24 protein-coding genes are annotated in these 24,981 nt (G+C 57.8%); 11 read left to right on the forward strand and 13 right to left on the reverse strand.

The window, feature by feature from the left end; all coding sequences use genetic code 11:
• Positions 1-46: 46 nt before the first annotated feature.
• The 10 genes from AW06_RS00415 to AW06_RS00460 all read right to left on the reverse strand — a co-directional run bounded on the left by AW06_RS00415 (position 47) and on the right by AW06_RS00460 (position 12,676).
• Entirely contained in the window at positions 47-1,018 is a 972-nt protein-coding gene (locus AW06_RS00415; protein ID WP_273704250.1) for a hypothetical protein, read from the reverse strand.
• Positions 1,019-1,095: 77 nt separating this feature from the next.
• Complete coding sequence (locus tag AW06_RS19565) at positions 1,096-1,536, reverse strand: hypothetical protein (RefSeq protein ID WP_273704251.1); 441 nt, start codon at positions 1,534-1,536, stop codon at positions 1,096-1,098.
• A gap of 36 nt (positions 1,537-1,572) precedes the next feature.
• Positions 1,573-2,175 carry a hypothetical protein gene (locus AW06_RS00425; RefSeq protein ID WP_034943834.1) on the reverse strand — a complete coding sequence of 201 codons (603 nt, stop codon included), beginning with the start codon at positions 2,173-2,175 and terminating at the stop codon, positions 1,573-1,575.
• Entirely contained in the window at positions 2,175-3,638 is a 1,464-nt protein-coding gene (locus AW06_RS00430; RefSeq protein ID WP_273704252.1) for a hypothetical protein, read from the reverse strand. The genes AW06_RS00425 and AW06_RS00430 overlap by 1 nt, the downstream gene beginning before the upstream one ends.
• A gap of 70 nt (positions 3,639-3,708) precedes the next feature.
• Positions 3,709-4,911: a type II secretion system F family protein gene (locus AW06_RS00435; protein WP_034943840.1), complete on the reverse strand. Its 1,203-nt coding sequence runs from the start codon at positions 4,909-4,911 to the stop codon at positions 3,709-3,711.
• 5 nt (positions 4,912-4,916) lie between these two features.
• Complete coding sequence (locus AW06_RS00440; RefSeq protein ID WP_273704253.1) at positions 4,917-6,635, reverse strand: GspE/PulE family protein; 1,719 nt, start codon at positions 6,633-6,635, stop codon at positions 4,917-4,919.
• Positions 6,636-6,686: 51 nt separating this feature from the next.
• Complete coding sequence (locus tag AW06_RS19570; protein ID WP_273704254.1) at positions 6,687-7,907, reverse strand: tetratricopeptide repeat protein; 1,221 nt, start codon at positions 7,905-7,907, stop codon at positions 6,687-6,689.
• Positions 7,904-9,742, reverse strand: coding sequence for a type II and III secretion system protein (locus AW06_RS00450; RefSeq protein WP_034944063.1), 1,839 nt, complete (start codon positions 9,740-9,742; stop codon positions 7,904-7,906). The genes AW06_RS19570 and AW06_RS00450 overlap by 4 nt, the downstream gene beginning before the upstream one ends.
• An 88-nt stretch (positions 9,743-9,830) precedes the next feature.
• Positions 9,831-11,219: an AAA family ATPase gene (locus AW06_RS00455; protein ID WP_034943843.1), complete on the reverse strand. Its 1,389-nt coding sequence runs from the start codon at positions 11,217-11,219 to the stop codon at positions 9,831-9,833.
• Entirely contained in the window at positions 11,219-12,676 is a 1,458-nt protein-coding gene (locus AW06_RS00460) for a sigma-54 dependent transcriptional regulator (protein ID WP_034943846.1), read from the reverse strand. Before AW06_RS00460 ends, AW06_RS00455 begins: the two co-directional genes overlap by 1 nt.
• 129 nt (positions 12,677-12,805) lie before the next feature.
• Here AW06_RS00460 and AW06_RS00465 point away from each other — a divergent pair, with 129 nt between their 5' ends.
• The 10 genes from AW06_RS00465 (at position 12,806) to murA (ending at position 19,813) form a co-directional block, all read left to right on the forward strand.
• Positions 12,806-13,624, forward strand: a complete 819-nt coding sequence (locus AW06_RS00465) for an ABC transporter ATP-binding protein (RefSeq protein WP_034943849.1) — start codon at positions 12,806-12,808, stop codon at positions 13,622-13,624.
• Positions 13,611-14,423, forward strand: coding sequence for a lipid asymmetry maintenance ABC transporter permease subunit MlaE (gene mlaE / locus AW06_RS00470; RefSeq protein ID WP_034943853.1), 813 nt, complete (start codon positions 13,611-13,613; stop codon positions 14,421-14,423). Before AW06_RS00465 ends, mlaE begins: the two co-directional genes overlap by 14 nt.
• On the forward strand, positions 14,423-14,893 hold the full coding sequence (gene mlaD, locus AW06_RS00475; protein WP_034943857.1) for an outer membrane lipid asymmetry maintenance protein MlaD: 471 nt from the start codon (positions 14,423-14,425) through the stop codon (positions 14,891-14,893). The genes mlaE and mlaD overlap by 1 nt, the downstream gene beginning before the upstream one ends.
• Before the next feature lie 73 nt (positions 14,894-14,966).
• Positions 14,967-15,647 carry a VacJ family lipoprotein gene (locus tag AW06_RS00480; RefSeq protein WP_138677335.1) on the forward strand — a complete coding sequence of 227 codons (681 nt, stop codon included), beginning with the start codon at positions 14,967-14,969 and terminating at the stop codon, positions 15,645-15,647.
• A 55-nt stretch (positions 15,648-15,702) separates the two neighbouring features.
• The gene (locus AW06_RS00485) at positions 15,703-16,311 is read left to right on the forward strand and encodes an ABC transporter substrate-binding protein (protein ID WP_246148301.1); all 609 of its coding nucleotides are present in this window, start codon (positions 15,703-15,705) and stop codon (positions 16,309-16,311) included.
• Positions 16,308-16,601 (forward strand): STAS domain-containing protein, encoded by a 294-nt coding sequence (locus tag AW06_RS00490; RefSeq protein ID WP_034943863.1) that lies wholly within the window; start codon positions 16,308-16,310, stop codon positions 16,599-16,601. The genes AW06_RS00485 and AW06_RS00490 overlap by 4 nt, the downstream gene beginning before the upstream one ends.
• 35 nt (positions 16,602-16,636) lie before the next feature.
• Complete coding sequence (locus AW06_RS00495; protein ID WP_034943865.1) at positions 16,637-17,560, forward strand: ABC transporter ATP-binding protein; 924 nt, start codon at positions 16,637-16,639, stop codon at positions 17,558-17,560.
• Positions 17,557-18,312: an ABC transporter permease gene (locus tag AW06_RS00500; RefSeq protein WP_034943868.1), complete on the forward strand. Its 756-nt coding sequence runs from the start codon at positions 17,557-17,559 to the stop codon at positions 18,310-18,312. Before AW06_RS00495 ends, AW06_RS00500 begins: the two co-directional genes overlap by 4 nt.
• A 3-nt stretch (positions 18,313-18,315) precedes the next feature.
• Entirely contained in the window at positions 18,316-18,561 is a 246-nt protein-coding gene (locus AW06_RS00505; protein WP_138677337.1) for a BolA/IbaG family iron-sulfur metabolism protein, read from the forward strand.
• Positions 18,554-19,813 (forward strand): UDP-N-acetylglucosamine 1-carboxyvinyltransferase, encoded by a 1,260-nt coding sequence (murA, locus tag AW06_RS00510; protein WP_034943875.1) that lies wholly within the window; start codon positions 18,554-18,556, stop codon positions 19,811-19,813. The genes AW06_RS00505 and murA overlap by 8 nt, the downstream gene beginning before the upstream one ends.
• Before the next feature lie 22 nt (positions 19,814-19,835).
• Here murA and tkt read toward each other — a convergent pair whose 3' ends face one another.
• The 3 genes from tkt to AW06_RS00525 form a co-directional block, all read right to left on the reverse strand.
• The gene (gene tkt, locus AW06_RS00515; RefSeq protein ID WP_034943878.1) at positions 19,836-21,854 is read right to left on the reverse strand and encodes a transketolase; all 2,019 of its coding nucleotides are present in this window, start codon (positions 21,852-21,854) and stop codon (positions 19,836-19,838) included.
• Positions 21,855-21,921: 67 nt separating this feature from the next.
• Positions 21,922-22,797 carry a phosphoribulokinase gene (locus AW06_RS00520; RefSeq protein ID WP_034943881.1) on the reverse strand — a complete coding sequence of 292 codons (876 nt, stop codon included), beginning with the start codon at positions 22,795-22,797 and terminating at the stop codon, positions 21,922-21,924.
• Between the two features lie 49 nt (positions 22,798-22,846).
• Entirely contained in the window at positions 22,847-23,929 is a 1,083-nt protein-coding gene (locus AW06_RS00525; RefSeq protein ID WP_034943884.1) for a class 1 fructose-bisphosphatase, read from the reverse strand.
• Between the two features lie 116 nt (positions 23,930-24,045).
• Between AW06_RS00525 and AW06_RS00530 the strand changes: the two genes are divergently transcribed.
• On the forward strand, positions 24,046-24,957 hold the full coding sequence (locus AW06_RS00530) for a LysR family transcriptional regulator (RefSeq protein WP_034943887.1): 912 nt from the start codon (positions 24,046-24,048) through the stop codon (positions 24,955-24,957).
• Positions 24,958-24,981 lie beyond the last annotated feature (24 nt).

Consider the following 24,981-nt stretch of genomic DNA (forward strand, 5'->3'; position numbering starts at 1 on the left):
AAAGCACCCCGGAGTGATTTGCCGTGGCCGTTGCTGGCGAGAGCGTTCACGGGCAGGGCGAACCTGAGCAGGGCAGGACGTTCAGGGTATTGCTGCTGCCGACTATTCCGACCCTAGCCGAGTTGGGGCTCAGTCGCTGATAGGTGAGCAAGGGCAGCCAGCCATTGGTGCCCAGCCATGCGAGGGAGTTTGGCAATACAAGATCATTGTTGGGCAGTTTGCCAACAGTCGTGTCGATATCGCCGAATCCGTCACCGTTTTTGTCGGCCCAGGGAAAAGTAGCATGCTCCGCATGGTAACGGCGCAATGCGTAGGTCGGCGGCCCCTCCGGATTATCGGCAGGGCCACGCACTTCTCCAAGAACGCGCTGATTGACTGCGCGGAAGAGGTCGCCACAACTAATGGACAATACCCGGTCGTTGAAGGTCGGTGAAAGCGGCCCGGAAACGAAGGCGTAATCACCGTCGTTGTTGCTGCTGTCCAGGTAGTCTGCGACAGCGTTGCTCGGTCGGCCGTTCTGGTCCGAGAGGGGCACCCCCGGGGAGAATACGATGGCTGCAATGCCTGACTTACCGTCGAGCGTGAGTTCCGGTAGCGTCTGGGAATTGATCGGTTGCGCCGAATCGTCGTCACGCAGTGCGGGCGCGAGGGCATACCAGAGGCGCTCGCCAGACTGGTCGCGCAGATCGCTCACTCGCAGTGTTTTCCAAGGCAGGCGGCCAATGTACGAAGGACACTGATTGCCTATCAGGAGTGGGGCTACGCCGGTCTCGTCGATCGCAGGGCAGGGTAAGCTGCCAGGCCGGTTCTGGTCGGTGGCGGCGCGTCCGATAAGGGCGTGTTTCGCCTCCGTCAGCGCAGCCTCGGCATTCCGCTCACCTGCCATCTTGAGTTGAAGCGCACTGAGCTGGCCGACGAACAGGTACAGCCCCCAAAGAGTCAGCAAGGTCAGCATCGCCAGCAGCGCGATGCCACTCTGGCGCTGCTGACCGATCCTGGCGCAGTATTCTGGGCGCACGTGTTTCACCCTCGTCGACGATCTCCGTCTGATCGATGTTCGGAGTCTTGTCGCCAGTCGTCGCATCGTTTCAGGGTCTATTTCGTCGCTCTTGAGCCAGGCTGAACACGTACCTGACCACCGTTCAGCAGGTCATTTGCTTCGCCGGTATTCAGGTTCACCGTCTCACCGACGCGCGCCCTGGTGGCCAGAGAAGCACCGGACTGAACCACCACCCTTCCCGGGTTCCCGCGCTGCGCGATCACGGTCAAGTCATTGGCGGTTCCATCTTCCGGCTGTGGGTTGCCATTGATCCAGATCGTACGCTTGCCGCTGCTACGGGTGACGATTCCGTTTATCGTGAGCGTTGCATCAGTCGCAATCTGTGGTTTGTCGAGGGTATTCATTTCTCGACGCCGATCAAGTTGCTGACGCCGTTCAGGGGTGAAGAACAAACGACCGATCGCCTCCTCAGCAACTGCTGCCGGGCTTGCCAACCACCAGCCAAGCAGCCCGACAACGCAGGCTTTCCTAGCCATGAGCGAGAACCTGATCATGGATGGTTTTTCTCTTTCCTACTTCCGACTCACTTTGTGCAGCGTCAGCCAGTCGATTTCACAGTGGGCGAAAAGATTTTCTCGTCCGCCAGCACTCTCATCAGCGTTTGTCGGCCGGCGTTCGATGGTACAGGCCTTGATCAGGATCAGCGCCTTCGCCTGACTGCGCAAATCGCCGAGCAACCGCAGGAGGTCTTCTTCATGGAGCAATTTCACCTGCAATTTCATGGTGCTGCTGGCAAAGGAAAAATCACCGGCCAAGTTGCCGTCGAGAAAGCGTTGTGGTGCGATCTCGTATTGCAGATCAAGCAGGCGACGTTTGTCACGAATCTCCTTGAGCAATTCCACCCAGTCCAGGCGCTGCTCGTCGCCAATCATGCCACGCTCCTGCAGCTTGTTGAAAAGAATTGATTTCTGCTTGATCTCGTTTTCCTCGTCACGCACCCTTTTGAGCTTGCCGTCCGCTTCGTCACGCTGTGTGGTGGCGACCAGCCTGGCGAGTTGGGCGCTATCTCTGGTGTGATGCGCGAGATACAACAACGCCGCTGCAGTGGCAAACATCGACACGGCGACCAGAATGCTCGCCCTCAACTTGCGAAGGTCAGCGAAGTCGATCTTCATCAGTCGATCGTTCTGCGGATCTGCAGTTTGAACACGCGCGGCTGCAGGTCATCGACCGCCGCGTCTCCTCCTTTGAGCGACTTCCCCGACTCAACGTCGAAAGGCTGCTGCAACACCTCGACCTGCAGTTTTGGATGATGCTTCAGGGCATCGACCAGCCTGTTGAACACAGCCAGTATCTGCCTCGGATGGCTGTCGGGGCCCGGTCGCAGAGTACCGCGCACAACCGCAATCTCGCTATCGACAGAAGGCGTGCGCTGTGCTCCTGCCGTGACAGCCTCCTGCGACGCCTGCACAGCCACCTTCCACTCGATGCTGTCGAGTTCGACCAAACTGTCGCCCTGCAGGGCTTGACTGATGTCACGCAACAAATAAGCGGGCGAGGTGTTGCCTTTTGTCAATTCGACATAGTGGTCGATGACTCGGCGCAAGGTCTCGGTGGTCGTTGGAATCGAAGGAAAGGTGCTGATAATGCGATCGTAACGCTGGTGAGCCAGCGCCGTTTCCGCGCGAATCATTTCAGCTTCCCGGCTAAGTCGGTAGGCATCGTAGAACTGTTTGCCAGACCATAGCAGACAGCCGAGCAGCACGACTGTGCTCATATTCCGAAGGACCGCGCGGATCAGCCAGAGATGATAGTAATGGCGCTGCTGGGCGCTGGCAAACTGGGTGCGAGGTGGATCTGTGGCCAGCAGATGGAGAACGAGGGTTTCGCAACGGGTGTCCGTTGGCAGTGTCTTGAGATGGCAGATGCGCGCGCAATCCTCGATATCGAGGATTGCGAACGACAAGGTTTCGCTGTTCACACACCGGCTCTCGACGGCTGTTCTGGCGTTCGCGTGCACAAGGAGATACGCGCGGATCGGTTGCTGACGACCCAGGAGGCGCTGGCTAACAAGGTACTGTTGCAGCTTGCGCGCTTCACTCGCAAATGTCTGCGCAATGCTGTCCATGCTGTTGTTTGCTAGGTGGGTAAAGCGGCTGAAATGTAGTTCTCCCCTTTCCACATAGGTCTGCCGGATGCTTTGATCCTGAATCGTCAACAACAGGCAGCGCTCGTCTACGATTCCGAGCTTCCTGAGCAGCAATGGACTTAACAGGGGGAGCGAATAAATGCCGGCGAGGGCCGTCTCGGCGCTGGCCAGGGCCGTTAGCCAGGGTGTGAAAGCCTCGTTATTAGTGAGTGCTGCGAGCATAATGCGCTCGTTCCTGCGCCGTGATTTTTCGTGTCCGAGCGAGACCGAGGTCGTCAGGGAAGCATTGAAGAACTGCTGCCCGAGTTTGCGCGTGATGATCGAGCGGCGATCTGCACCACGCAGGAAAGGGATCGTTTCGATGTGGAAACCTTCTTCCGCAACGTTGGCCAGAATGGTCACAACGCTTTTGGAATGATTCCCGAGATAGTGGTTGAATTCTAGCTTGCCTGCGTCAGTCGCTTCAAAGGTGCCTTCTCTGGTCAACATCCCGGCTCGCCAATGGAAGGCCGTCAGCTGATGCGGACTGAGGTAGATGAGGTAACGGGAGTGCATGAAGTCAGGCCTTGAGCTTGCTGATCACATCGTAGACGGGTCCGAGAACCGACAGCATGATCCAACCGAGCAGGCTGCCCATCACCAACGTCAGCAGCGGTTCAATCACCTGCTGCACTTTCTGGACCGATTCCCTGACGTCGCGGTTGTAGAAATAACTGACATTCAGGAGCGCCGCATCAAGCGCGCCGGTACTTTCGCCAACGCGCAGCATCCTGATCACCAGCGGTGGGAAGAAACCGATACTACGAAATGCGGCCGTCACGTTCTGTCCCTCTCCGATCAATTGTTCGACTCGCTCCAGACCCTGGCGAATGACCAGGTTGCCGACGATATCCTGCGTCGTTCGGATCGACTCCAGAATCGGGATCCCGGATGCATAGAGCAGGGCAAAAGTATTGGCAAAACGGGAGAGGACGATCTTGCGCTGGATATCTCCAAACAGCGGAAGCCCCAGCTTCAGGACATCAAAACGGAAACGTGCCAAGGGATTGCTGTACAGCAGAATTCGCAGCCCGACTCCGATCAGTGCCAGCAGCAACAGTAGCAGGTACCAATAGGCAACCATCAGATCGGAAATGAAGAAGAGAATTTGCGTCTGCAGGGGCAGGACGTGCCCCATGCTTTTCACAAAAATCTTGAGCTGCGGAACCAGGTAGGCCATCAGGAAAAAAGTGGCGGCCAGCACCGTCATTGCAACGAACGCCGGGTAGGCGATGATCCTCTTCGTTTGTGCGGCGAGTTCATCCTCCCACTTCAGCGATTCGTCGAGACTCTGCAGGACTTCCGGCAAGCGACCGGTGGCCTCGCCAGCACGAATCAGGCTGACAAAGACTTTGTTGAAGACACGCGGATGACTGTCCATGCCTTGAGAAAGGGTCTGGCCACCTTCGATCGATTCGATCAGGCTGGCCACCACTTCGCGAAAGCGTGGGTGCTCGAGACTGTCGCGCAGATCTGTCAGACCGTCGAGAATGGGCACACCGGCGCGCACCAGTTGCTGCAGATGAAAGCAGAAGTGGATGAGCTCCCGGCGCGGCACCCTGCCACGATCAAGCAGGCTGCGGTTGCTGACCGGCTCGCCGTTGACCAGGTCAAGCTCCATGCGTCGCAATCGCATCTCCAGGTCCACGAGGTTGATGGCGTCAATCTTACCCAAAACCATGCGTCCCTCTGGACTGACCGCCTTGTAGGTGTAGAGGGGCATGGTGGTTACATCCGGTCGGTCAGGTCGACGACACGGCCAACTTCTTCGAGGGAGGTGGAGCCATCGAGAACTCGGCGCAAGCCGTCGTCGGCAAGGGTGACGAAACCCTGGCGGTCGGCAAGTTGCCGCATTTCGCGAATCGTGCTGCGACGAGAGATCAGTTCGTCCATGTCACCGGTAATCCGCAGCAACTCCATGATCGCCAGGCGTCCACGATAACCCTGGAACTCACAGCGCTCACAACCACCTGGCCGGTAGATGACCGGTCGCGGTGCCTCGGCCGGGCTGCCCAGCAGGCGAGTCTCGTGTGCTTCGGGCTGATAGGGAATCTTGCAGTGCACACAGAGACGTCGTACCAGCCGTTGCGCTACGATACCGATGATGTTTCCGGCCATAATGTCTGGCAGGATGCCGATATCCAGCAGGCGCGGAATGGCGCCCAGTGCAGAATTGGTGTGCAGCGTCGAGTACACCTGGTGACCGGTCATCGCCGCACGCAGCGCCATCTCCGCGGTGTCGGCATCACGTACCTCGCCAACCAGGATGATATCTGGATCCTGGCGCATCATCGAGCGGATTCCATTGGCGAAATCGAGCTTCATCGAGTCGGTGGCGGAGGTCTGCCGGACCAGTGTCATCGGGTATTCGACAGGATCTTCGAGAGTCATGATGTTGACACCCTCGGAGTTGATGTGACTGAGTACCGAATAGAGCGTTGTCGTCTTGCCGCTGCCGGTTGGACCAGTCACGAAAATAATTCCTTCGGGACGGGCGATCATCAGTTTGAGCAGGTTGAGTTGCGTCTCGGCAAGACCCAGCCCCGCGAGCGGTACAATCCCTTTCTGGCGGTCAAGAATTCGCAAAACGATATTCTCGCCGTGAATCGTCGGTTGTACCGAGGCTCGAAAATCCACCTGTCGACCACGCATGTTGAGCGAGATGCGGCCGTCCTGAGGAGCACGCGTTTCAGCGATGTTCATTCCCGACAGCACCTTGATCCGCACCGCCATTGCCGGCCAGTAGGTCTTGTGCAACGAGCGAATCTGCCGCAACATGCCGTCGATTCGGTAACGGATGCGCAGGAAGCTCGCCTCCGGCTCAAAATGGATATCGGAAGAGTCACGTTTGACGGCGTCAGTCAGGATCGAGTCAATCAGGCGGACTACCGGCTGGCTGTATTCGTCAGAGGAAGACTGCAGGCCGCGGATGTCAATCTCGCCGGTTTCGATTTCGTGCAGGATGCCGTCGATCGACAGTTCATGACCATAGCACTGATCGATGCTGCGATCGATCTCGGTTTCACCGGCGAGCAGGGTGTCGATCACGATTTCATCGCCGGTTAGGCTGCGGATCCTGTCCAGGGCAACGATGTCGTTGATGTCGGCAATGGCGACTGTCAGGCGCAGATTCTCTGCATCGTAGTCGAGAGGCAGCACATGATGACGCTTGGCGAGGTCGCGCGGGACCAGTCTCAGTGCCGAAGGATCGATAATCGCATTCGATAAATCGATGCTTTGTTTGCCCAGGCTTTCAGAGAGCGCGTCGCGCAGGGTTGCTTCGGAGACGAAGCCGAGCGCGACCAGGAGTTTTCCGATCGGATGATTCGACTTTAATTGCTCCAACAAGGCGATCCGCAACTGATCCTCACTGAGGATGCCCTTGCTGATCAGGATCTGACCAAGCGGCCGCAAAGGGGAATGATCAGCGAAAGAATGTAGGTTCATAAGCGGCTTGACGGGCAACTCAGGCGAATGGCTCGTTGCAAGTGGACACGATCACGGTTGCAATTCAAGGATGCGTTGTTCGGCGGCCTGCCGGTCGAAGGTGCCATGCCGTGTTGCGGCGGCGCTCAGCGCCATCCGGTAGTACTGTGCCGCCAGCTTGCTCTGGCGAAGATGGTCAAGGCTGACCGCGACGTTGAAAATATAGTCAGCATTATCGGGGTCTGCCGCATAGGCTTGAAAATAAGCCTGCTGCGCATCGCGCCAACGACCCTGTCGGGCATACAGGTTGCCCAGTGCATAATGGAGTACAGCCGAGTCCGGCTGGCTGGCGAGCAGGGTCTTCAAACGGCTTTCGGATGACCCCATGTCGTTCTGCCCGCGCAGGTTGATCAGTGCTGCCTGCGCGGTGGCATCGCCGGGGTCGGATTCGAGTACCCGCAGGTACAAGTCCTGCGCATGCTCAAACTGGCTGCGGCGAATGGCTATCGCTGCCAGGCCGAGAAGCGCATCGGGATTTCTAGCGTCGCTACGCAGCACTTCCTCGTAGCCGCTCCGTGCGTCGTCAAGCCTGTCCGCCTGCCATGCTTCGTAGGCCTGGTTCAGCGTCTGGTTCTGTATCAGCCGCCGGTTGCCGGTCCGAAAAACGCCCGCCGCTTCGCTTGGCAGCGAACTTGTGGCGCTTCCGCGCAGCCGCTCCGGACGCGCTGCGCGGGGGCTCGGTGCCGGCGCCGCACGTGACGATTCGACGGCAATTGTCGGCAGGGCCAGGGGCGTTTCCGCCGCCGCCTGCAGTGGCGCTTCGGGTGGCTGAATTGGCGGCGGGCTTGCTGATAGTGTAGAGCCTGTCGGTCTGACCAGCGAGCCACCTGAGATGGTCTGCAACTGCCACCAGAAATAGCCGCCGATAGCCAGCATCATGATACCGCAGAATCCGAGGAAAAGCCATAGGGCTGTGCGTGACCTCGGGATCTGCTTGACGGCAAACACATTTCCCGCTGCAATTCGTGCCGCGGTGTCGCTACCGCCGAGGTCGGTCGGAGGCAGTCCTGGCAGAGGTCTGCTTGGCGGCGTTGCCGTGGCGTCGGTTGCTAGACCCGGGGCGTCTGTATCGAGAGGGCTGGAGAGCGGCGGCAGGGTCCGTCTCTGAGGATTCGGCGCGGGTGTTTCCAGCGGGTCTAGGCGCAATTCAAGTGGGGCGACGCTGCCGCTTGGGCCAGCAGCCTGCCGTTTGGCCTCCTCGGCGCGGCGCAGCGCATCCATCAGCAGGCTCACTGCAGCGGCTCCAGAGGCTGGTCAGGCGACGAGAAGGGGCGATAGACCTGGTCGTTCTTGAAGAAATCCCGGTTCGGCAGGGACTCCCTGAAGCTGCTGAAATCGCCTTCGATGGAAGCGTCCCTGATCACCGTGGGGCGCAGGAGCACGACGAGTTCGGATTTGGCCGAGGAGTTCGAGCGGGTATTGAACACTTCACCAAGAAAAGGGATATCCCCAAAGCCTGGTAGACGACCGTCGCGGTTATCAAGCCGATCTTCCATCAGACCGCCGAGGACCGCGATGTCGCCACTTTCGACACGCATCATCGACTCGATCTCGCGCATGCGAATCTGCGGCACCAGGTTCTTGATGTTGTTCTTGGCAAGTTCCGGATTGGGATCCTGCTTCAGTTCGGCAATACTCGAAATCGATGGCCGTACGCTCAGGGTGACGGTGCCGTTGTCACTGATCTGAGCGGTCAGGCTCATAAAGAAGCCGATCGAAACGGATTGTGGCGTCGTCGTCGTGGTCACTGTGGCGTTAGTGTTGGTATTGCCGGGAACGACGTCCTGCTTGACGTTGAAGTAGACGAAATCCTCGGAAACCTTGAGCGTTGCCGTCTGGTTGTTGAGCACCGCGAGCTTAGGGCTGGAGAGCACCTTGACGGTACCGAAAGCACGTAACAACTCCACGGTCGCCAGCAAATTCAGCGGGTTGATCTGTCTGTACTTGATGACGTATGGTGTCACGGTACTGGGCACGTTGGTCGTCAGCGTCGGCTTGCTGATGCTGTAGTCGGTGCCACTAGTCAAGCGACTCCACTCGATGCCTTGTTGGTAGCCGTCGCTCAACGTGACTTCGATGATGGTCGCTTCGATCAGTACCTGCCTTCTTGCACCACTCATGACCCGATCAAGGAACTCCTGCACTTTTTCGTGTTGCCTGGCAGTGGCTCTGACAGTGATCACTCCGCCTTCCGGATTGGCGATCACCGACGCTGCCTCGCGGAAGGTCATGCGCTTGACTACAGAGGCTCCGGTGTTTTGCAGCGTGGCGGGATTCGGACTGCCAGCCAGGGACTGCACCATCTGGCTTACCACACGCGCCGCGGTACCCGTCGGGGCTGGCGTACCAGTGCCAGTTGTACTCTGCGCCGCGGTTTGTTCGGTAACGGTCTCGGTCGACCCTTCCGGGAAAATCTTGTCGGTTTCGTGCAGCAGTTCTTTCAGGTTCTTCTCGAGAGTTTCCCAAAAGCGGTTTTTCGACTTGTTGTCGATTTGGATACGCGAGGTGTTGCCGGTGCCGGCGGCGCCACCGCTACCGGTCGTCAGCGCGCTGGTCGAGATCTGTGTGCTAGTCGATACTGTTCCCGTGACATCTCGGGCAATGTTGACGTAGTCAACCTTGTAGTTCTTGAGGTAGGGAGAGTCAGGCATCACCACCAGGTTCGGGCCTTCCATCTCAAAGCGCATGTCGACCTGTTTGGCAATGCGGGTGAGCAATTGTGGCAGCGTCTGGTCAATCGCGTTGAGGGTCACCAGCCCGGTGAGGCCGGGATGAATGTCTACGTTCAGCCTGGCATCGCGGGCGAGGGCAAATAGCAGGTCATGAACCTGCACGTTGTTAACGACGACGCTGTAGGTTTCAGTCTTGCCGATGATCCTGGGTCTGGGTAGCAAGACGCTTTGCTGTACGGGCTGGGGAATTGCCCCCTGGATTTTGGGCACGCTTGCGGCCTGCAGATGTCCGGCAGATGGCCCCTTGCTCAGCGTGCTCGGAGTGCAGGCACAAAGCAGCATGGCAAGAGAAATGACACCAGGAATGCGCAGCATGCGCAGATTTTTCAGGGACACGCTCAAGCCTGATCCAGTCAAAGGGGAGTTTATGATACCATGCCGGAAATTCCACACAAGCGCATGATTTTTATTGAATTAGTGATAATTATTCGAGCCTTCCCAGTTGTGACGAACGTAGTTTGGCGACCGCACGCACATAGGGCTTGCTCTCTTGGCTGACTTCTCCAAGTGTCGCCAGCGCGGCATTCGCCTGCTCGCGGGAAGGGTAGTCACCGTAAATGATGCCGAGTCTTTCTCGACCGCCGAATCGTGAACGATAAACCCGAAGCTGCCGCAAATCGAGGGTTCGCTTGTGGTTAACGATGAAATCCGAGATTTCCCGCTGGCTACCGGCGTCGGTCATCAACAGTTGAATGAAATAATGGCTGTCCGGGGTCTGCGCCAACCAGACTTCGGTTGCGGCAATTCGCTCGGCAAGTGTGTCCAGTTTGGCTGTGCCGAGCGTTGCCGTCCTTGAGAAAGTCGGCTCTGGCTCAGCCATTGTGGACATGGCCGAGGATTCAGTTTCCCGCAGCGTGGCCGGTGCCAAAGTTGTTGCCTTGTTCGCCGCCGCTGTCGGTAGACCGCCGGCATTGTTGCCGCTGGCCAGGTAGGCTAGTCCGCCAAGCGCACAGAGGGCGGTGCTTACACCCACCCACAGCCAGCGCGCGCGCGCCGGGTCTGCGATACGCTTGAACTGGGCGTCGCGAATCGCTGCCCGGACCTGCCTGCCATCGATCTGGTGCACCCCTTCGGAAAATGCAGCCAACAGGGCTTTATCGGCAAGGATGTTGATGCGCCGGGTCAGACCCTCGGAAGCCCGGCTGATCAATTGGATGGCGCGTCTGGTAAACAGATCCGGGCCATGATAGCCGGCAGCGCGCAGGCGAAACATCAGATACGCAGCGATGTCATTAGGGTGCAACGGTTCGAGCCTGAAGTGGTGGGTAATACGGTCGTTGAGCTGGCGCAGGGCGGGTTCACCAAGGCGCTGATCCAGCTCGGGTTGACCGAATAGCACGATCTGTAGCAGCTTATGCCGGCTCGATTCAAGGTTGGAGAGCAGGCGCACTTCTTCGAGTGCGGCCAGTGGCATGGCATGCGCCTCATCGATCAGGGCGACGACTTGGCGACCGTCAGCGTAGATTTCCAGCAGACGCTCCTGCAAGGACCGCAGCAGCAAATGACCATACCCTTGCTGTAGCGGAATCCGCAACTCCTCAGCGATGGCGCAAAGGATCTCGGTATGCGACAGCAAGGGGTTGGCCAGATAGATCGTCTCGACCTGACCCGAAAGTTTTTCCAGCAGCATCCGGCAGAGCATCGTTTTACCGCTACCGACCTCTCCGCTGACCTTGACGATACCTTCGTCATGGGTGATCGCGTAGATCAGCGCCTCGAGCGTAGCGCCTCGGTTGGCCCCTGCGAAAAAAAACTCGGTGTGCGGTGTAATCCGGAAAGGCGCCTGCTGCAGTCCGAAATGGTCCAGGTACATCACTGCTCCCGCGCCGACGATTCCATGCGATTATAGAGTGTCGTGCGGTGCATGCCGAGCAGGCGTGCCGCCTGACTGACATTCCCGTGCGCCAGTTTCAATGCAGCCTCGATGTAGCCGCGTTCGGTGGCATCGAGCAGACGATCGAGGTTGAAGGGAACTCTTTGCCGCAAGCGATGTATTGCCGCAGCGATGATTGCATCTCCGGTCGCCGCATCCGTCCCGCTTGGCGGACTCGCTGCAACCTCCTGCGGCTCGTCGGGTAGATCAAGTTCTGCTGCTAGCGCTGCGGTGTCGACGATCTGTCCAGAGTGCCGGGTGGTCAAGCGGATGATAATGTTGCGTAGCTCGCGAACGTTGCCAGGGAAACTGTAGCTGCACCACAAATCTGTCGCCTCCTCCGAGAAGCTGAACGGCCGCTGCTGTGTCTGTGCCGCGTAGAGCTCCCTGAAGTGGTCGAGAAGGACGAGTCTGTCCTCGCCCATCTCGCGCAATGGCGGTGCGACGATCGAACAAACCGACAGCCGGTGATATAGATCAGACCTGAAGTTGCCTGCCTTGACCTCCTTGCGCAGGTCTCGGTTGGTAGCGGCGATGATGCGTGCCCGGCTGAAGCGCTTCTGGGTTTCGCCAACGCGTTGGTACTCCCCATTTTCCAATACTCGCAGCAGTTTGGCCTGGAGGTCGAGTGCCAATTCGCCAATCTCGTCGAGGAACAGAGTGCCGTCGGCAGCATCTTCGAAATAACCTGCCTTCATCGTCACCGCACCGGTAAAAGCGCCTCTGGCGTAGCCAAACAAGGTCGCTTCAACCAAGTTGGGCGATATCGCTGCGCAATTGATCGCTAGGAACGGCCGCTCGCGGCGCTTGGTATGGTAATGCAGACAGCTTGAGGCGATGACCTCTTTGCCACTGCCTGATTCCCCCTCGATCAGTACCGGAAACTGTAGGTCACTATACTGCAGGAGTTGCAACCGCAGTTTTTGTATGGCCGGGCTGTTGCCGAGCAACGACGAAGAGCCTTCGTGGCGCACGTCGTCCACCATGCTAAACGTTAGCGCACCCGTAAGCACTTGCTGCAAGTCACCAGGACTGCACGGTTTTGCAACAAAATCAACGGCGCCGAGAGTGCGTGCGTGACGCGCATTGCCCTCGTCGCTTTGTCCGGAGAGGACCACGATGCGGATCTTGGGCGCAACCTTGAGCAGGTCTGCAATCAGCGAAAAACCCTCATCCGGACGGTGCGGCACGGGCGGTAGGCCGAGGTCAACCAGCGCCAACTCGGGCGTCTTGCGCAATTGTCGAAGCAATTGCAGGCAATGCAGGCGAGAATGGCTGGTGATCACTTCAAAAAGCGGACTCAGCGAAAAACTCAAGGTGTCACAGATCAGCGCATCATCATCAATGATGAGCAACAGAGGCTTCTCGGGCAGAGAGTTTCCTGAGAGAGTGAGCATGCAAGGCTTGTGGTTGTGGCAGAAAGTGCCTGATGGACATTATTCCACAATTATATTGGCGGCAAGTATTTCACGGTGACGTGCAAGGGGGGTCAGGTATAATCCGCGCTTTGTCCTGGGTGCGATGCTGTGGCTGCTGATCATCTTGTCGAGATCAGGGATCTCGACTTTGCCTACGAAGATCGACTGATCCTCAACGGCATCAGTCTACAGATCCCGCGCGGCAAGGTTGTGGCCATCATGGGTGGTTCGGGTTGTGGCAAGACGACACTGTTGCGGCTGATCGGCGGACAACTCCGGCCAAGCCGCGGCGAGGTGTTGGTCGATGGCCAGGCGGTGCAGCGCTTGCGCAACGACGAACTCTATGCTCTGCGTCGGCGGATGGGAATGCTCTTCCAGTTTGGCGCACTGTTCACCGATATCTCGGTATTTGACAACGTAGCCTATCAAATGCGGGAACACACCGATCTGCCCGAAGAATTGATCCGTGACATGGTATTGATGAAGCTCAATGCTGTTGGCCTGCGCGGCGCGCATCATCTGATGCCGGCAGAGCTTTCTGGGGGCATGGCCAGACGAGTCGCACTGGCGCGGGCGATTGCGCTTGATCCGATGTTGATCATGTATGACGAACCTTTCGCTGGGCTCGATCCGATTTCATTGGGCGTCATCGGGCATCTGATCCGCAGTCTCAATGATGCATTGGGCGCCACGACCATCATGGTCACCCACGACATCCAGGAGTCCTTGCTGATCGTCGATTTCATTTATTTCATGTCCGAAGGAAAAATTGTCGCGCTCGGAACACCAGAAGAGATTCGTGCATCGAAGCATCCCTTTGTCCATCAGTTTGTTTTCGCCGAGGCGGATGGACCGGTACCCTTTCACTATCCGGCGGCTCCGCTCAACCAGGAACTACTCGGGAAAGGTGCGTATGCGCGGCCATAGGCAGGGTCCAAGTGCGATCGTAGCGGTGCTAACCCGTCTTGGTCACCATGTCAATGGTGCGCTTCAGCGCCTGGGTTTTGCGGCACGTTTTTTCGTCATGCTGCTGCTCTGGTCCAGCCAGTCTTTCCGACGCCTACACCTGACGATTCGGGAAGTCTATTATGCCGGTTTTCAATCGCTGCTGATCATCATGGTCTCCGGACTGTTCATCGGCATGGTGCTCGGCATGCAGGGCTACGAAACCCTGCAGCGCTACGGCTCGGCCGACGCCCTCGGAGTGCTGGTCGCGCTGTCGCTGGTGCGGGAACTTGGCCCGGTAGTGGCTGCCTTATTGTTTGCTTCGCGGGCCGGTTCGTCGATCACAGCTGAAATCGGACTTATGAAAGCGACCGAGCAACTTACCGCCATGGACATGATGGCGGTCAATCCGATAGCCCGTGTCGTTGCACCGCGTTTCTGGGGCGGGGTGATCTCGATGCCTTTGCTGGCAGCGCTTTTCTCGGCCACCGGAGTGTTCGGTGGCTATCTGATCGGGGTAGTGTTCATAGGCGTGGACGAAGGCGCGTTCTGGTCGCAAATGCAGGCATCGGTTGATTTTCGCTATGATGTCTGGAGCGGCATCGTCAAAAGTTTCGTTTTCGGCATTGCCGTTTCGCTGATTGCTGTTTTCGAGGGTTACGATGCGCAACCAACTGCCGAAGGCGTTTCAAGCTCAATCAAGGGCACCGTCGTCAAGTCGGCACTGGCGATCCTGTCACTCGACTTTGTGTTGACTTCGTTCATGTTCCGGGAGGCTTGATGAGTCGTAAGTTGCTCGACCTGTGGGTCGGTATTTTTGTTGCCATGGGCTTTGCTTCGTTGCTGTTCCTGGCACTGAAGGTCGGCAATCTGGCCGCCGCCAATTTTTCCGAGACTTACCCTTTGACCGCCAAATTTGTCAACATCGGGGGACTGAAAGTACGTGCCCCAGTCAAGAGCGCCGGCGTGGTCGTCGGACGTGTTGCGGATATCCGTTTTGACCCGGCGACTTATGAAGCGGTGGTGACCATCAACATTGATGGCCGCTATCATTTTCCCAAGGATACCTTTGCCTTGATCCTGACCGCCGGCTTGCTTGGCGAACAGTATATTGGACTGGATCCGGGCGGAGATGAGGCGATGCTGAAGGCCGGCGAGGTGATCGTCAAGACGCAGTCGGCGGTGGTACTGGAAAAGCTGATCAGTCAGTTCATGTTCAACAAGGCGTCCGAAGGACCGGTCGAGAAATAGGATAAAGGGGAAATCAGTGCAACCATGCTTTCCAATACCAATACGCGTATCCTGTCTGGCCTACGCGGCAGTGATGCTTGCTGCGAGCGGCTGCGCGACGACCGCAAATAATCCCAAAGACCCTTTTGAGGGTTTCAACCGTGCCATGTTCGCTGTCAACGAAGGCCTCGACGTGGTGGTCAAGCCAGTTGCCCAAGGCTATGACTACGTCGCTCCGCTACCGGTGAAGGTGCTTGTCGGCAACTTCTTCGGCAATCTCTGGGATGTGTGGACAGCGCTGAACAATCTGCTGCAGGGTAAGGGTGAGCAAGCCGTTTCCGATGCCGGCCGAGTGTTGGTCAACAGCACCATCGGTATTGGAGGTGCCTTCGACGTGGCTGCCGAAATGGGTCTGGCCAAGCACTCGGAAGACTTCGGGCAAACTCTTGGCAAATGGGGAGTCGCCGATGGCCCTTACTTTTACTGGCCACTGATCGGACCACGAACGACACGTGATACCTTCGGCTGGATGGTCGACACTTTTCTGTTTTACGATCCGGTGTGGCGTCTTGATGATATCCCATTGCGCAACAGCCTGTTGGCAACACGCTATATCCACTTGCGGGCCAGCCTGCTGCCTACCGACAAGGTGGTCGAAGAAGCTGCTTTCGACAAATACAACTACATCAGGGATGCTTACCTGCAACATCGCCGCAGCGAGATCCTCGACGGAGAAGTGCCGCACGAGGTTCCCGAGGATCAGTCATTGCGCTAGGCCGATACTCGCTGCTTCACCAGAATTCCCGATCTCCCAGGAAATATCCATGAAAATGATATTGTCAATGCTGTTTGCTCTGTTGATCGTGCTGGCACCCGTCACGGCCCAGGAACTGGCTCCGGATGCCATGGTTCGACAAGTGACCGAGGATGTATTAACCGTCGTCCGTCAGGACAAGGACATTCAGAGCGGCAATACCCGGAAGGCAATCGATCTGGTTGAAAACAAGGTGCTTCCGTATTTCAACTTTCAGCGAATGACCGCGCTGGCTGTAGGACGTGACTGGAACAAGGCGACGCCGGAACAAAAGAAGATCCTCACGGAAGAGTTCAGGACGCTGCTGGTACGCACCTACTCAAACGCGCTGACCTCCTACAAGAACCAGACAGTCGTTTATAAGCCCAGCAAAATCCCGGAAGGCGAGACGAATGTGGTGGTCAGGACCGAAGTCGTACAGCCCGGCAGCAAGCCAATCCAGCTCGATTACACGCTCGAGAAGCAAGGTAATGGCTGGAAGGTTTACGACGTTGTTGTTGCGGGTGTCAGCCTGGTCACCAATTATCGCGATACCTTCAAGCAGGAAGTGAACAACTCCGGGATCGACGGCCTGATCACCTTGCTCGGCAATCGCAACAAGCAACTCGCAGCCGGCAAGAAATGATCGAGCATGCTGGCAACAGCCTGCGCGTGACCGCGCCAATGCTCATTGTCAACGCGCGTTCCTTGCTGGAGGCCGGGCGTCATTACTTGCGCTCCGGCCGCCTGAGCAAGCAAGTGGTTCTTGACCTCGTAGCCGTTTCCGAGGTGGACTCCTCGGCACTGAGTATTATTCTTGCCTGGCTACGTACCGCTTCCGAGTACGGTATCAACCTGCGGATGGCTAATCCGCCGGCAAATCTGATCAGTCTGGCAACCCTATATGGCGTCGCCGAACTGTTACCGCTCACCTGAGCGGGCACACAAGCCTCGTCGCCAAGACAAGTTCCATGCCTGTCGCGGTTGCAGTTGAGCGTGTTGAAAAGCGCTTTGGCTCCCTTGTGGCGCTTGCTGGCGTGTCCCTGCAGATCAGTGAAGGAGAGTTCTTTGGTTTGCTGGGACCCAACGGTGCCGGCAAGACGACCCTGATTTCCTGCCTGGCCGGCCTCTCTCGTCCAAGTGCCGGCAAGCTGGTAGTGATGGGACACGATGTGGTCAGCGATTACCGCGCCGCACGGCGCCTGCTTGGGGTGGTGCCGCAGGAACTCGTTTTTGACCCGTTCTTTACTGTACGTGAGACCCTGCGCATTCAATCCGGCTATTTTGGAATTCGCCACAATGAAGGCTGGATCGACGAAATTCTCGCCAATCTGGATCTGACCGACAAGGCTGATACCAATATGCGTCGTCTGTCCGGCGGCATGAAGCGCCGGGTTCTCGTCGCCCAGGCACTGGTGCATAAACCGCCGGTCATTGTTCTCGACGAACCGACCGCCGGGGTAGACGTCGAACTTCGGCAAGGCTTGTGGCAATTCATCCGGCGCCTGAATCGAGATGGGCACACGGTGATTCTGACCACGCATTATCTCGAAGAAGCCGAAGCCCTGTGTGGACGGATTGCGATGCTCAAACAGGGGCGTGTGGTCGCTCTGGATACGACCAGCAACCTGTTGGCACGCTTCGCGGGTCATACCCTGACCCTGCGTCTGGCAAGTGCTGCTAGGCTGCCATCAGTGCTCTCTGCGCGCGCAACGCAAAACGAGGGCATGTGGACCTTTCATCTCGGCAGTCTTGGCGAAATCGAACCGCTTCTCGCCGCAATGCGCGAGGCCGGTTGCGTCATTGACGATCTGCGCCTGACGCAGGCCGACCTGGAAGACGTTTTCCTGGGAGTGATGCAGAGCAGCGGTTACCGCAAGGAAACCGTGTCATGATATCCGGTTTTCGGACCCTGCTCTATAAGGAAGTTCTGCGCTTCTGGAAGGTTAACTTTCAGACCATCGCTGCGCCGGTGCTGACGGCTCTCCTCTATTTGATGATCTTTTCGCATGTACTCGAAGCTCAAGTGTGGGTGCATGGTGTCGCCTACACCAGCTTTCTGATTCCCGGCCTGGTGATGATGTCGGCGCTACAGAACGCCTTCGCCAACAGTTCTTCGAGCCTGATCCAGTCGAAGGTGACGGGCAGCGTGATTTTCGTTCTCTTGCCGCCGATATCCTACGTCGAATTCTTTTTCGCCTACGTCGTCGCGGCGGTACTGCGCGCTTTGATGGTGGCTCTGGGCGTACTGCTGATAACGATCTGGTTTGCTGTACCGGCCATGGTGGCACCTCAGTGGATTCTGCTGTTTCTCGTTCTCGGTGGTGGAACGATGGGGGCATTGGGCATGATCGCCGGCATCTGGGCTGACAAGTTCGACCAATTGGCGGGTTTTCAGAATTTCCTGATCATGCCACTGACGATGCTCTCCGGCGTTTTCTACTCCCTGCATTCGCTACCCGGATTCTGGCAGCAGGTATCGCGTTTCAATCCCGTCTTCTATATGATCGATGGCTTTCGCTTCGGGTTTTTCGGCGTCTCGGACGTGCCGCCGGAAAATAGTCTGACGGTCGTTGGCACGAGCTTCCTGCTGGTGTCGGCGGCAACCCTGGCACTCCTCCGGAGCGGTTACAAACTGAGGTCCTGAATCATGATGCACCCTGAACAACTCCAGAAAATCATCGCCGAAGGCCTTCCCTGCGAGCATCTGCAAGTGGTGGGTGATGGCCAGCATTTCGAGGCGCTGATCGTCAGTACTGAGTTTGCTGGCAGAAGTCGCGTACAGCGGCAGCAGCGCGTCAACGAAATATTGCGGCTGCATTTTGACAGCGGTGACTTGCACGCCCTATCGATGAAAACCCAGACTCCTGAAGAGTGGAGTACAGCGAGTGGATAAGCTGTTGATCCAGGGGGGGCTGCCGCTCTCAGGCGAGATCGCCATTTCCGGTGCAAAGAATGCAGCGCTGCCGGTCCTCTGCGCCAGCTTGCTCGCGCCCGAGACGCTACATCTGAGCAACGTGCCGCGATTGAAGGACGTCTCGACAATGCTCCGTCTGATCGAGCAAATGGGCGTCGCGATTACTCGTGAGGGAGTCGATGGTGTGCTATTGAATAGCCTCGGTCTCAACAACCCGCTAGCTCCCTATGACATGGTCAAAACCATGCGTGCCTCGATCCTGGTGCTCGGCCCGTTGCTGGCGCGTCATGGCGAAGCAAGGGTATCGCTACCGGGAGGCTGTGCGATTGGTGCCCGGCCGGTCGAACAGCACATCAAGGGCTTGCAGGCAATGGGTGCGAGGATCCATGTCGAGCACGGTTACATTCATGCCAAGTCAGGTGCTGGAGGCCTCAGGGGAGCCCATATCGTGACCGACATGGTCACCGTCACCGGAACCGAAAACCTGATGATGGCAGCGGTCCTCGCCGAAGGCGAAACGATCATCGAGAATGCTGCGCGTGAGCCCGAGGTCGTCGACCTGGCCAACTGTCTGATTTCAATGGGTGCGCGGATTTCCGGTGCCGGCTCCGACAAGATTCGTATCCACGGCGTTGCGCGCCTGCACGGCGCATCGCATTCGATCATGGCCGATCGCATTGAAACCGGCACCTATCTCTGCGCGGCAGCTGCGACCGGTGGCAGCATTCGTCTGACCAGAACTTCGGCTGCTTGCCTTGATGCGGTGGTCGACAAGTTGCTCGACGCCGGTTGCGACATCACAGCCGAGCGTTCAGCGATTACTCTCAAGGCACCGCGACGGCTCAAGGCAGTGAGCATTCGCACCTCGCCCTATCCTGCGTTCCCGACCGACATGCAGGCGCAATTCATGGCCATCAACTGTGTCGCGGAGGGGTCGGCAGTAATCCGCGAGACAATCTTCGAGAATCGCTTCATGCACGCTGTTGAACTGATTCGCCTGGGGGCAGACATCAAGATCGACGCCAGCAATGCGATGGTCACCGGCGTCGAGCGTCTCGAAGGTGCAACAGTGATGGCTACCGACCTGCGCGCGTCGGCCAGCTTGGTTATTGCCGGTCTGGTCGCGCAGGGCGAGACGCTAATCGAGCGTATCTACCATCTTGACAGGGGCTACGAACGCATGGAGGAGAAACTCGGACAACTTGGAGCGCAAGTCAGGCGGCTCCGCTGAGACTGAAGAATTGCCACTTTCCTCAAGGTTCTGGTGCGATCAGATAGCGCGCTTGCGCGACGATGTTCGCGACGTTGATTGCGAAGTATTCGTAAAGCTCGGCCGCTGGCGCCGATTCGCCAAAGCGATCGATACCGATCACGGCTCCGTTTAGCCCAACGTATTTCCACCACAGATCGGGGTGTCCGGCTTCTACGGCAAGCATCGGCAGCGATGGCGGCAGCACTCCCCTGCGATAAGCCAGGGGCTGCCGATCAAAGCGTTGGGTACAAGGCATGGAGACAACGCGCGCAGCGATTCCTTCCCGAGCGAGAATGGCCTGGGCATTCAGGGTGAGGCCGAGTTCTGAGCCGGTTCCGATCAACACGACACTTGGCGTTCCACTTTCGGCCTCGCGCAGGACATAGCCACCCAACCGGATGCTGGCTATCTGCTCGGCACTGCGGGGCAACGCCGGCAGGTTCTGCCTCGACAACAGAAAGCATGAAGGACCATCGTCCCGCTCAAGTGCTGAAGTCCAAGCTACAGCTGTCTCCATGGCATCGGCTGGGCGCCAGACGTCGAGACCTGGAATCAGCCGCAAGGAGGCTGCATGCTCGATCGGCTGGTGCGTTGGGCCATCTTCGCCAAGGCCGATGGAATCATGCGTATAGACCATCAACTGCCGCAGTTTCATCAGTGCAGCCAGACGGATCGCGTTGCGCGCATAATCCGAGAACACCAGAAAGGTTGCCGTGTAGGGAATGAAGCCGCCATGCAAAGCAATGCCGTTGGCAATCGCGGTCATCCCGAATTCACGCACCCCGTAGTTGATGTAGTTGCCGCCGGCCTCCCGGTTGGCCGGCCGGGTACCACTCCAGTTGGTCAGGTTTGATCCGGTCAGGTCGGCCGAACCGCCCAGTAGTTCAGGCAGCAGCGGGGCAATCGCTTCGATGGCATTCTGCGAGGCTTTGCGTGTGGCCACGGCAGTGGTTTGACTCGTCCATTGGGCGAGCAGCGCGGCTACATGATCCGGCCATTCGGCGGGTAATTCCCCCCCCATCCGGCGTTCGAATTCGGCAGCTAGTGCGGGAAAAGCGGCACGATAGGCTGAAAAGTCTGCTTTCCAGGCATATTCTGCGGCTTCTCCCCTGCCTCTTGCATTCCAGCCGGCGCGTACGTCGGCGGGCACTTCGAAAGCGGCGAAAGGCCATTCAAGCTGGCGACGCGTATTGGCGATCTCTTCGGCACCGAGGGGCGCGCCGTGCACATCGTGTGTGCCACCCTTGTTTGGTGACCCGAAGCCGATCATCGTCTTACAGCAGATCAGCGTGGGTCGCCCGGTTGCGGTCCTGGCGATACGGATTGCAGCTTCGATCGAATCGGCATCATGGCCATCGCAGTGGGAGACCACGCGCCATCCGTAAGCTTCGAAGCGTTTTGCCGTGTCGTCGGCAAACCAAGGCTGTACATGGCCATCGATCGAAATATCGTTGTCATCGTAAAATACGATCAACTTTGACAAGGACAGTCGGCCAGCCAGCGAACAGGCCTCGTGCGAAATGCCTTCCATCAGACAGCCATCCCCAATGAAGGCGTAGGTATAGTGGTCGACAATTCGATGACCATCACGGTTGAAGGTCTCGGCGAGCAGCCTTTCTGCCAAGGCCATGCCGACTGCGTTGGCAAGGCCCTGACCGAGAGGGCCAGTGGTCGTTTCAATGCCGGGGGTGATGCCGAACTCTGGGTGTCCAGGGGTTTTTGAATGAAGTTGCCGGAAGCACTTCAATTCGTCGATCGACAAACCGTAACCGCTGAGGTGCAGCAAGGCGTAGATCAGCATCGAACCATGCCCGTTCGACAGCACGAAGCGGTCGCGGTCATGCCATCGGGGATTGGCCGGGTTGTGTTTGAGATGGTGGCGCCAGAGCACTTCGGCGATGTCTGCCATTCCCATCGGCATTCCAGGGTGGCCGGAATTCGCTGCCTGAACGGCGTCGATGGCAAGAAAGCGCAGCGCATTGGCGCAGCGGCGGCGGAATTTGCGGGATTCAGTGGGCAAGACAATCTCCTTTAATCAGAGCTAGGTTTAGACAACACAATGGGGCAGGCAACACGGCTTGCCGCATTCAGCGCGAACGACGCTTCTTGTCCATCAACTGCATAATCATCGGCGTGAAGATGATCTGCATCGCCAGACCCATCTTGCCGCCAGGACAGACGATGATGTTCGGCCGCGACATGAACGAATCGTGCAGCATGCTCAGCAGATAGGCAAAGTCGATCCCCTTGGGATTGGCGAAACGGATCACCAGCATGCTTTCGTCCTGCGACGGAATATCCTGGGCAATGAAGGGATTCGAAGTATCCACCGTCGGTACGCGCTGGAAATTGACGTGCGTCCTGGAGAATTGCGGGCAGATGTAATGAATGTAATCAGGCATCCGCCGCAGGATGGTATCCATCACCGCTTCGGTCGAGTAACCACGCTGCGCCTTATCGCGATGCAGTTTCTGGATCCATTCGAGATTGATGATCGGCACGACACCAACACAGAGGTCCACATGGCGACTGATGTCGATGGCGTCGGTCTGGGCAGCACCATGAAGGCCTTCATAGAAGAGCAGATCACTGCCCGGCTGCAGATCGACCCATTCGGTGAAAGTTCCCGGTGGCGAGCCATAAAGCTTGGCCTCGGCATCGTCGTGAACATAGTGGCGACTCTTGCCGCGGCCACTCTCGCCGTATTCGCGGAACAGTCCTTCAAGTTCGGTCAACAGATTGGCCTCGGGTCCGAAATGGCTGAAATGGTTGTCGCCAGCGAGGCTTCTCTCAGCCATCGTTGCGCGCATCGCCTCTCGGTCGTAACGGTGAAAACTGTCGCCCTCGATGATCGCAGCGTTCAGCTTCTCGCGCCGAAAGATGTGTTGGAACGCGCGCGTGACCGAGGTCGTGCCGGCACCCGAAGAACCGGTGATTGCGATAACTGGATTTTTGATCGACATGGGTGTGGCTCCGTTGCATAAAGAGTGTTTTTCCGGTTCGCGGTGCTGCTCAATCATTCCTGAACAGGGTTCGCGTCGAGAAGAGGGGCGATTTGTAAGGCTGGTCTTCGCCGGTTTCATGTTCGCGGTGGTAGCGTTCGATACGCTCCACTTCGTCGCGCGAACCGAGAATGACCGGCACCCGCTGGTGCAGGCTAGTCGGCAGCACATCGAGAATACGTTCCCTGCCGGTCGATGCCAGGCCGCAGGCCTGGCCAACGATCATCGCCATCGGATTGGCCTCGTACATCAGGCGCAGTCGCCCGGGTCTGGAGATATCCTTGCTATCGCGCGGGTACAAGAAAACTCCGCCGCGCATCAGAATCCGATGGACCTCAGCGACCATCGAAGCCACCCAGCGCATATTGAAGTCCTTGCCGCGAATGCCGGTCTTGCCTGCCAGACACTCGCTGACGTAGCGCTGCACCGGCGGCTCCCAGAAACGCTCGTTGGAAGCATTGATCGCAAACTCGCGGGTTTCCGGGGAAATCACGAGATGCGGGTGCGTCAGCAGGAATTCGCCGATGTCACGATCAAGTGTGAACCCATACACGCCACTGCCAACGGTGAGCACCAACATCGTCGATGGACCGTAAAGTGCGTAGCCAGCAGCAACCTGACGGCTGCCGGGCTGTAGAAAATCGGCTGCAATCGGTGCGTCGGCATTACAATTCTCGGGGCATCGCAGGACTGAAAAAATGCTGCCGACAGAAAGGTTGACGTCAATGTTCGACGAACCATCGAGCGGGTCGAAGACCAGCAGATACTTGCCACGAGGATGCTCGGATGGAATCGGATAGATGTCTTCCATTTCCTCCGACGCCATTGCAGCCAGATGGCCACCCCATTCACAGTGGTGAATGAACGCCTGGTTGGCCAGCACGTCAAGTTTTTTCTGGGCCTCGCCCTGAACGTTCTCACGGCCCTCATCACCCAGCACACCGGCCAGTGAGCCCCGCGAAACTCCCTGTGCAATGGCCTTGCACGAGCGCACGACGTCACTGATGAGCATCGAAAAATCTCCGAATAGCGCTGGATTCCGGCGCTGTTCCTCGATCAGGAATTTGTTAACGTTAGTGCGTCCGCATAGCATGGTGATACTCCAGGCGATTGAAATCTTGTCGAACCGGGGATTGTTCGGATTCTAGCGGTCTGATACAAAAACGCCAGTTAAACGTATTGTTCATTTAATTTAATATAACCTTATCGATGAGAAACGCCACGATCCGCCAACTCCAGATCTTTTCGGTCGCCGCCAGTCATTTGTCGTTTGCGCGCGCAGCGGAAAAGCTGCACCTGACGCATGCTGCCATCTCTCTGCAGATCAAACAGCTGGAGGAAGTCAGCGGCACCCTGCTGTTCGAACGGATCGGCAAACGCGTCTTTTTGACCGAAGCTGGCGAAATTCTCCTCGGTCATACGCGCCAGATCCTGCAATCGCTGAAGGAGGCGGATGAAGCGCTGCTCGCTCTGAAAGGATTGAAGGGCGGACGCATTGCCGTCGCCGTGGCCAGCACTGCCGAATATTTCGCGCCAGGACTGCTGGCCGAGTTTCGCAAGACCCAGGCCGACGTGCGTATCCGGATGCTGATCGACAACCGGGATACCGTCAATCGCCTTCTCGCCGGCAACGAGGTCGACCTGGCCATCATGGGCCGTCCGCCGGCCGAACTCGACGCTGTAGCGGTGGCCTTTGCACCGCATCCGCTGGTGATCATTGCCAGCACCGCACATCCCTTGAGCCGGCTGCCCAATGTAGCCGTCGAGGACCTTGCGGACGAAATGCTGATCGTCCGCGAATCGGGATCGGGCACACGATCGGCAATGGAGGAATTCTTTCTCGAACGTTCGGTCAAGCCGCGCATCGGCATGGAAATGGGTAGCAATGAAGCCATCAAGCAGGCAGTGGTGGCGGGTCTTGGCATCAGTTTCATTTCCCAGCACACGCTCGGCCTCGAACTGAAAGCCGAACGTCTGCGCATCCTCAAGGTCGAAGGAACACCCGTGATGCGTCGCTGGCACATCGTTCGCCACAAGAGCAAACACCTGACCCCTGCACTGGCCGCCTTCTGGGATTTCATGGTCGAAGTGGCCCCCGCCCAACTGCGAAAGCTGGTCTGACGACGTCCCGCACAGAAGGCACCG

This window comes from Candidatus Accumulibacter cognatus (assembly GCF_000584975.1).
Taxonomy (GTDB): Bacteria; Pseudomonadota; Gammaproteobacteria; order Burkholderiales; family Rhodocyclaceae; genus Accumulibacter; species Accumulibacter cognatus.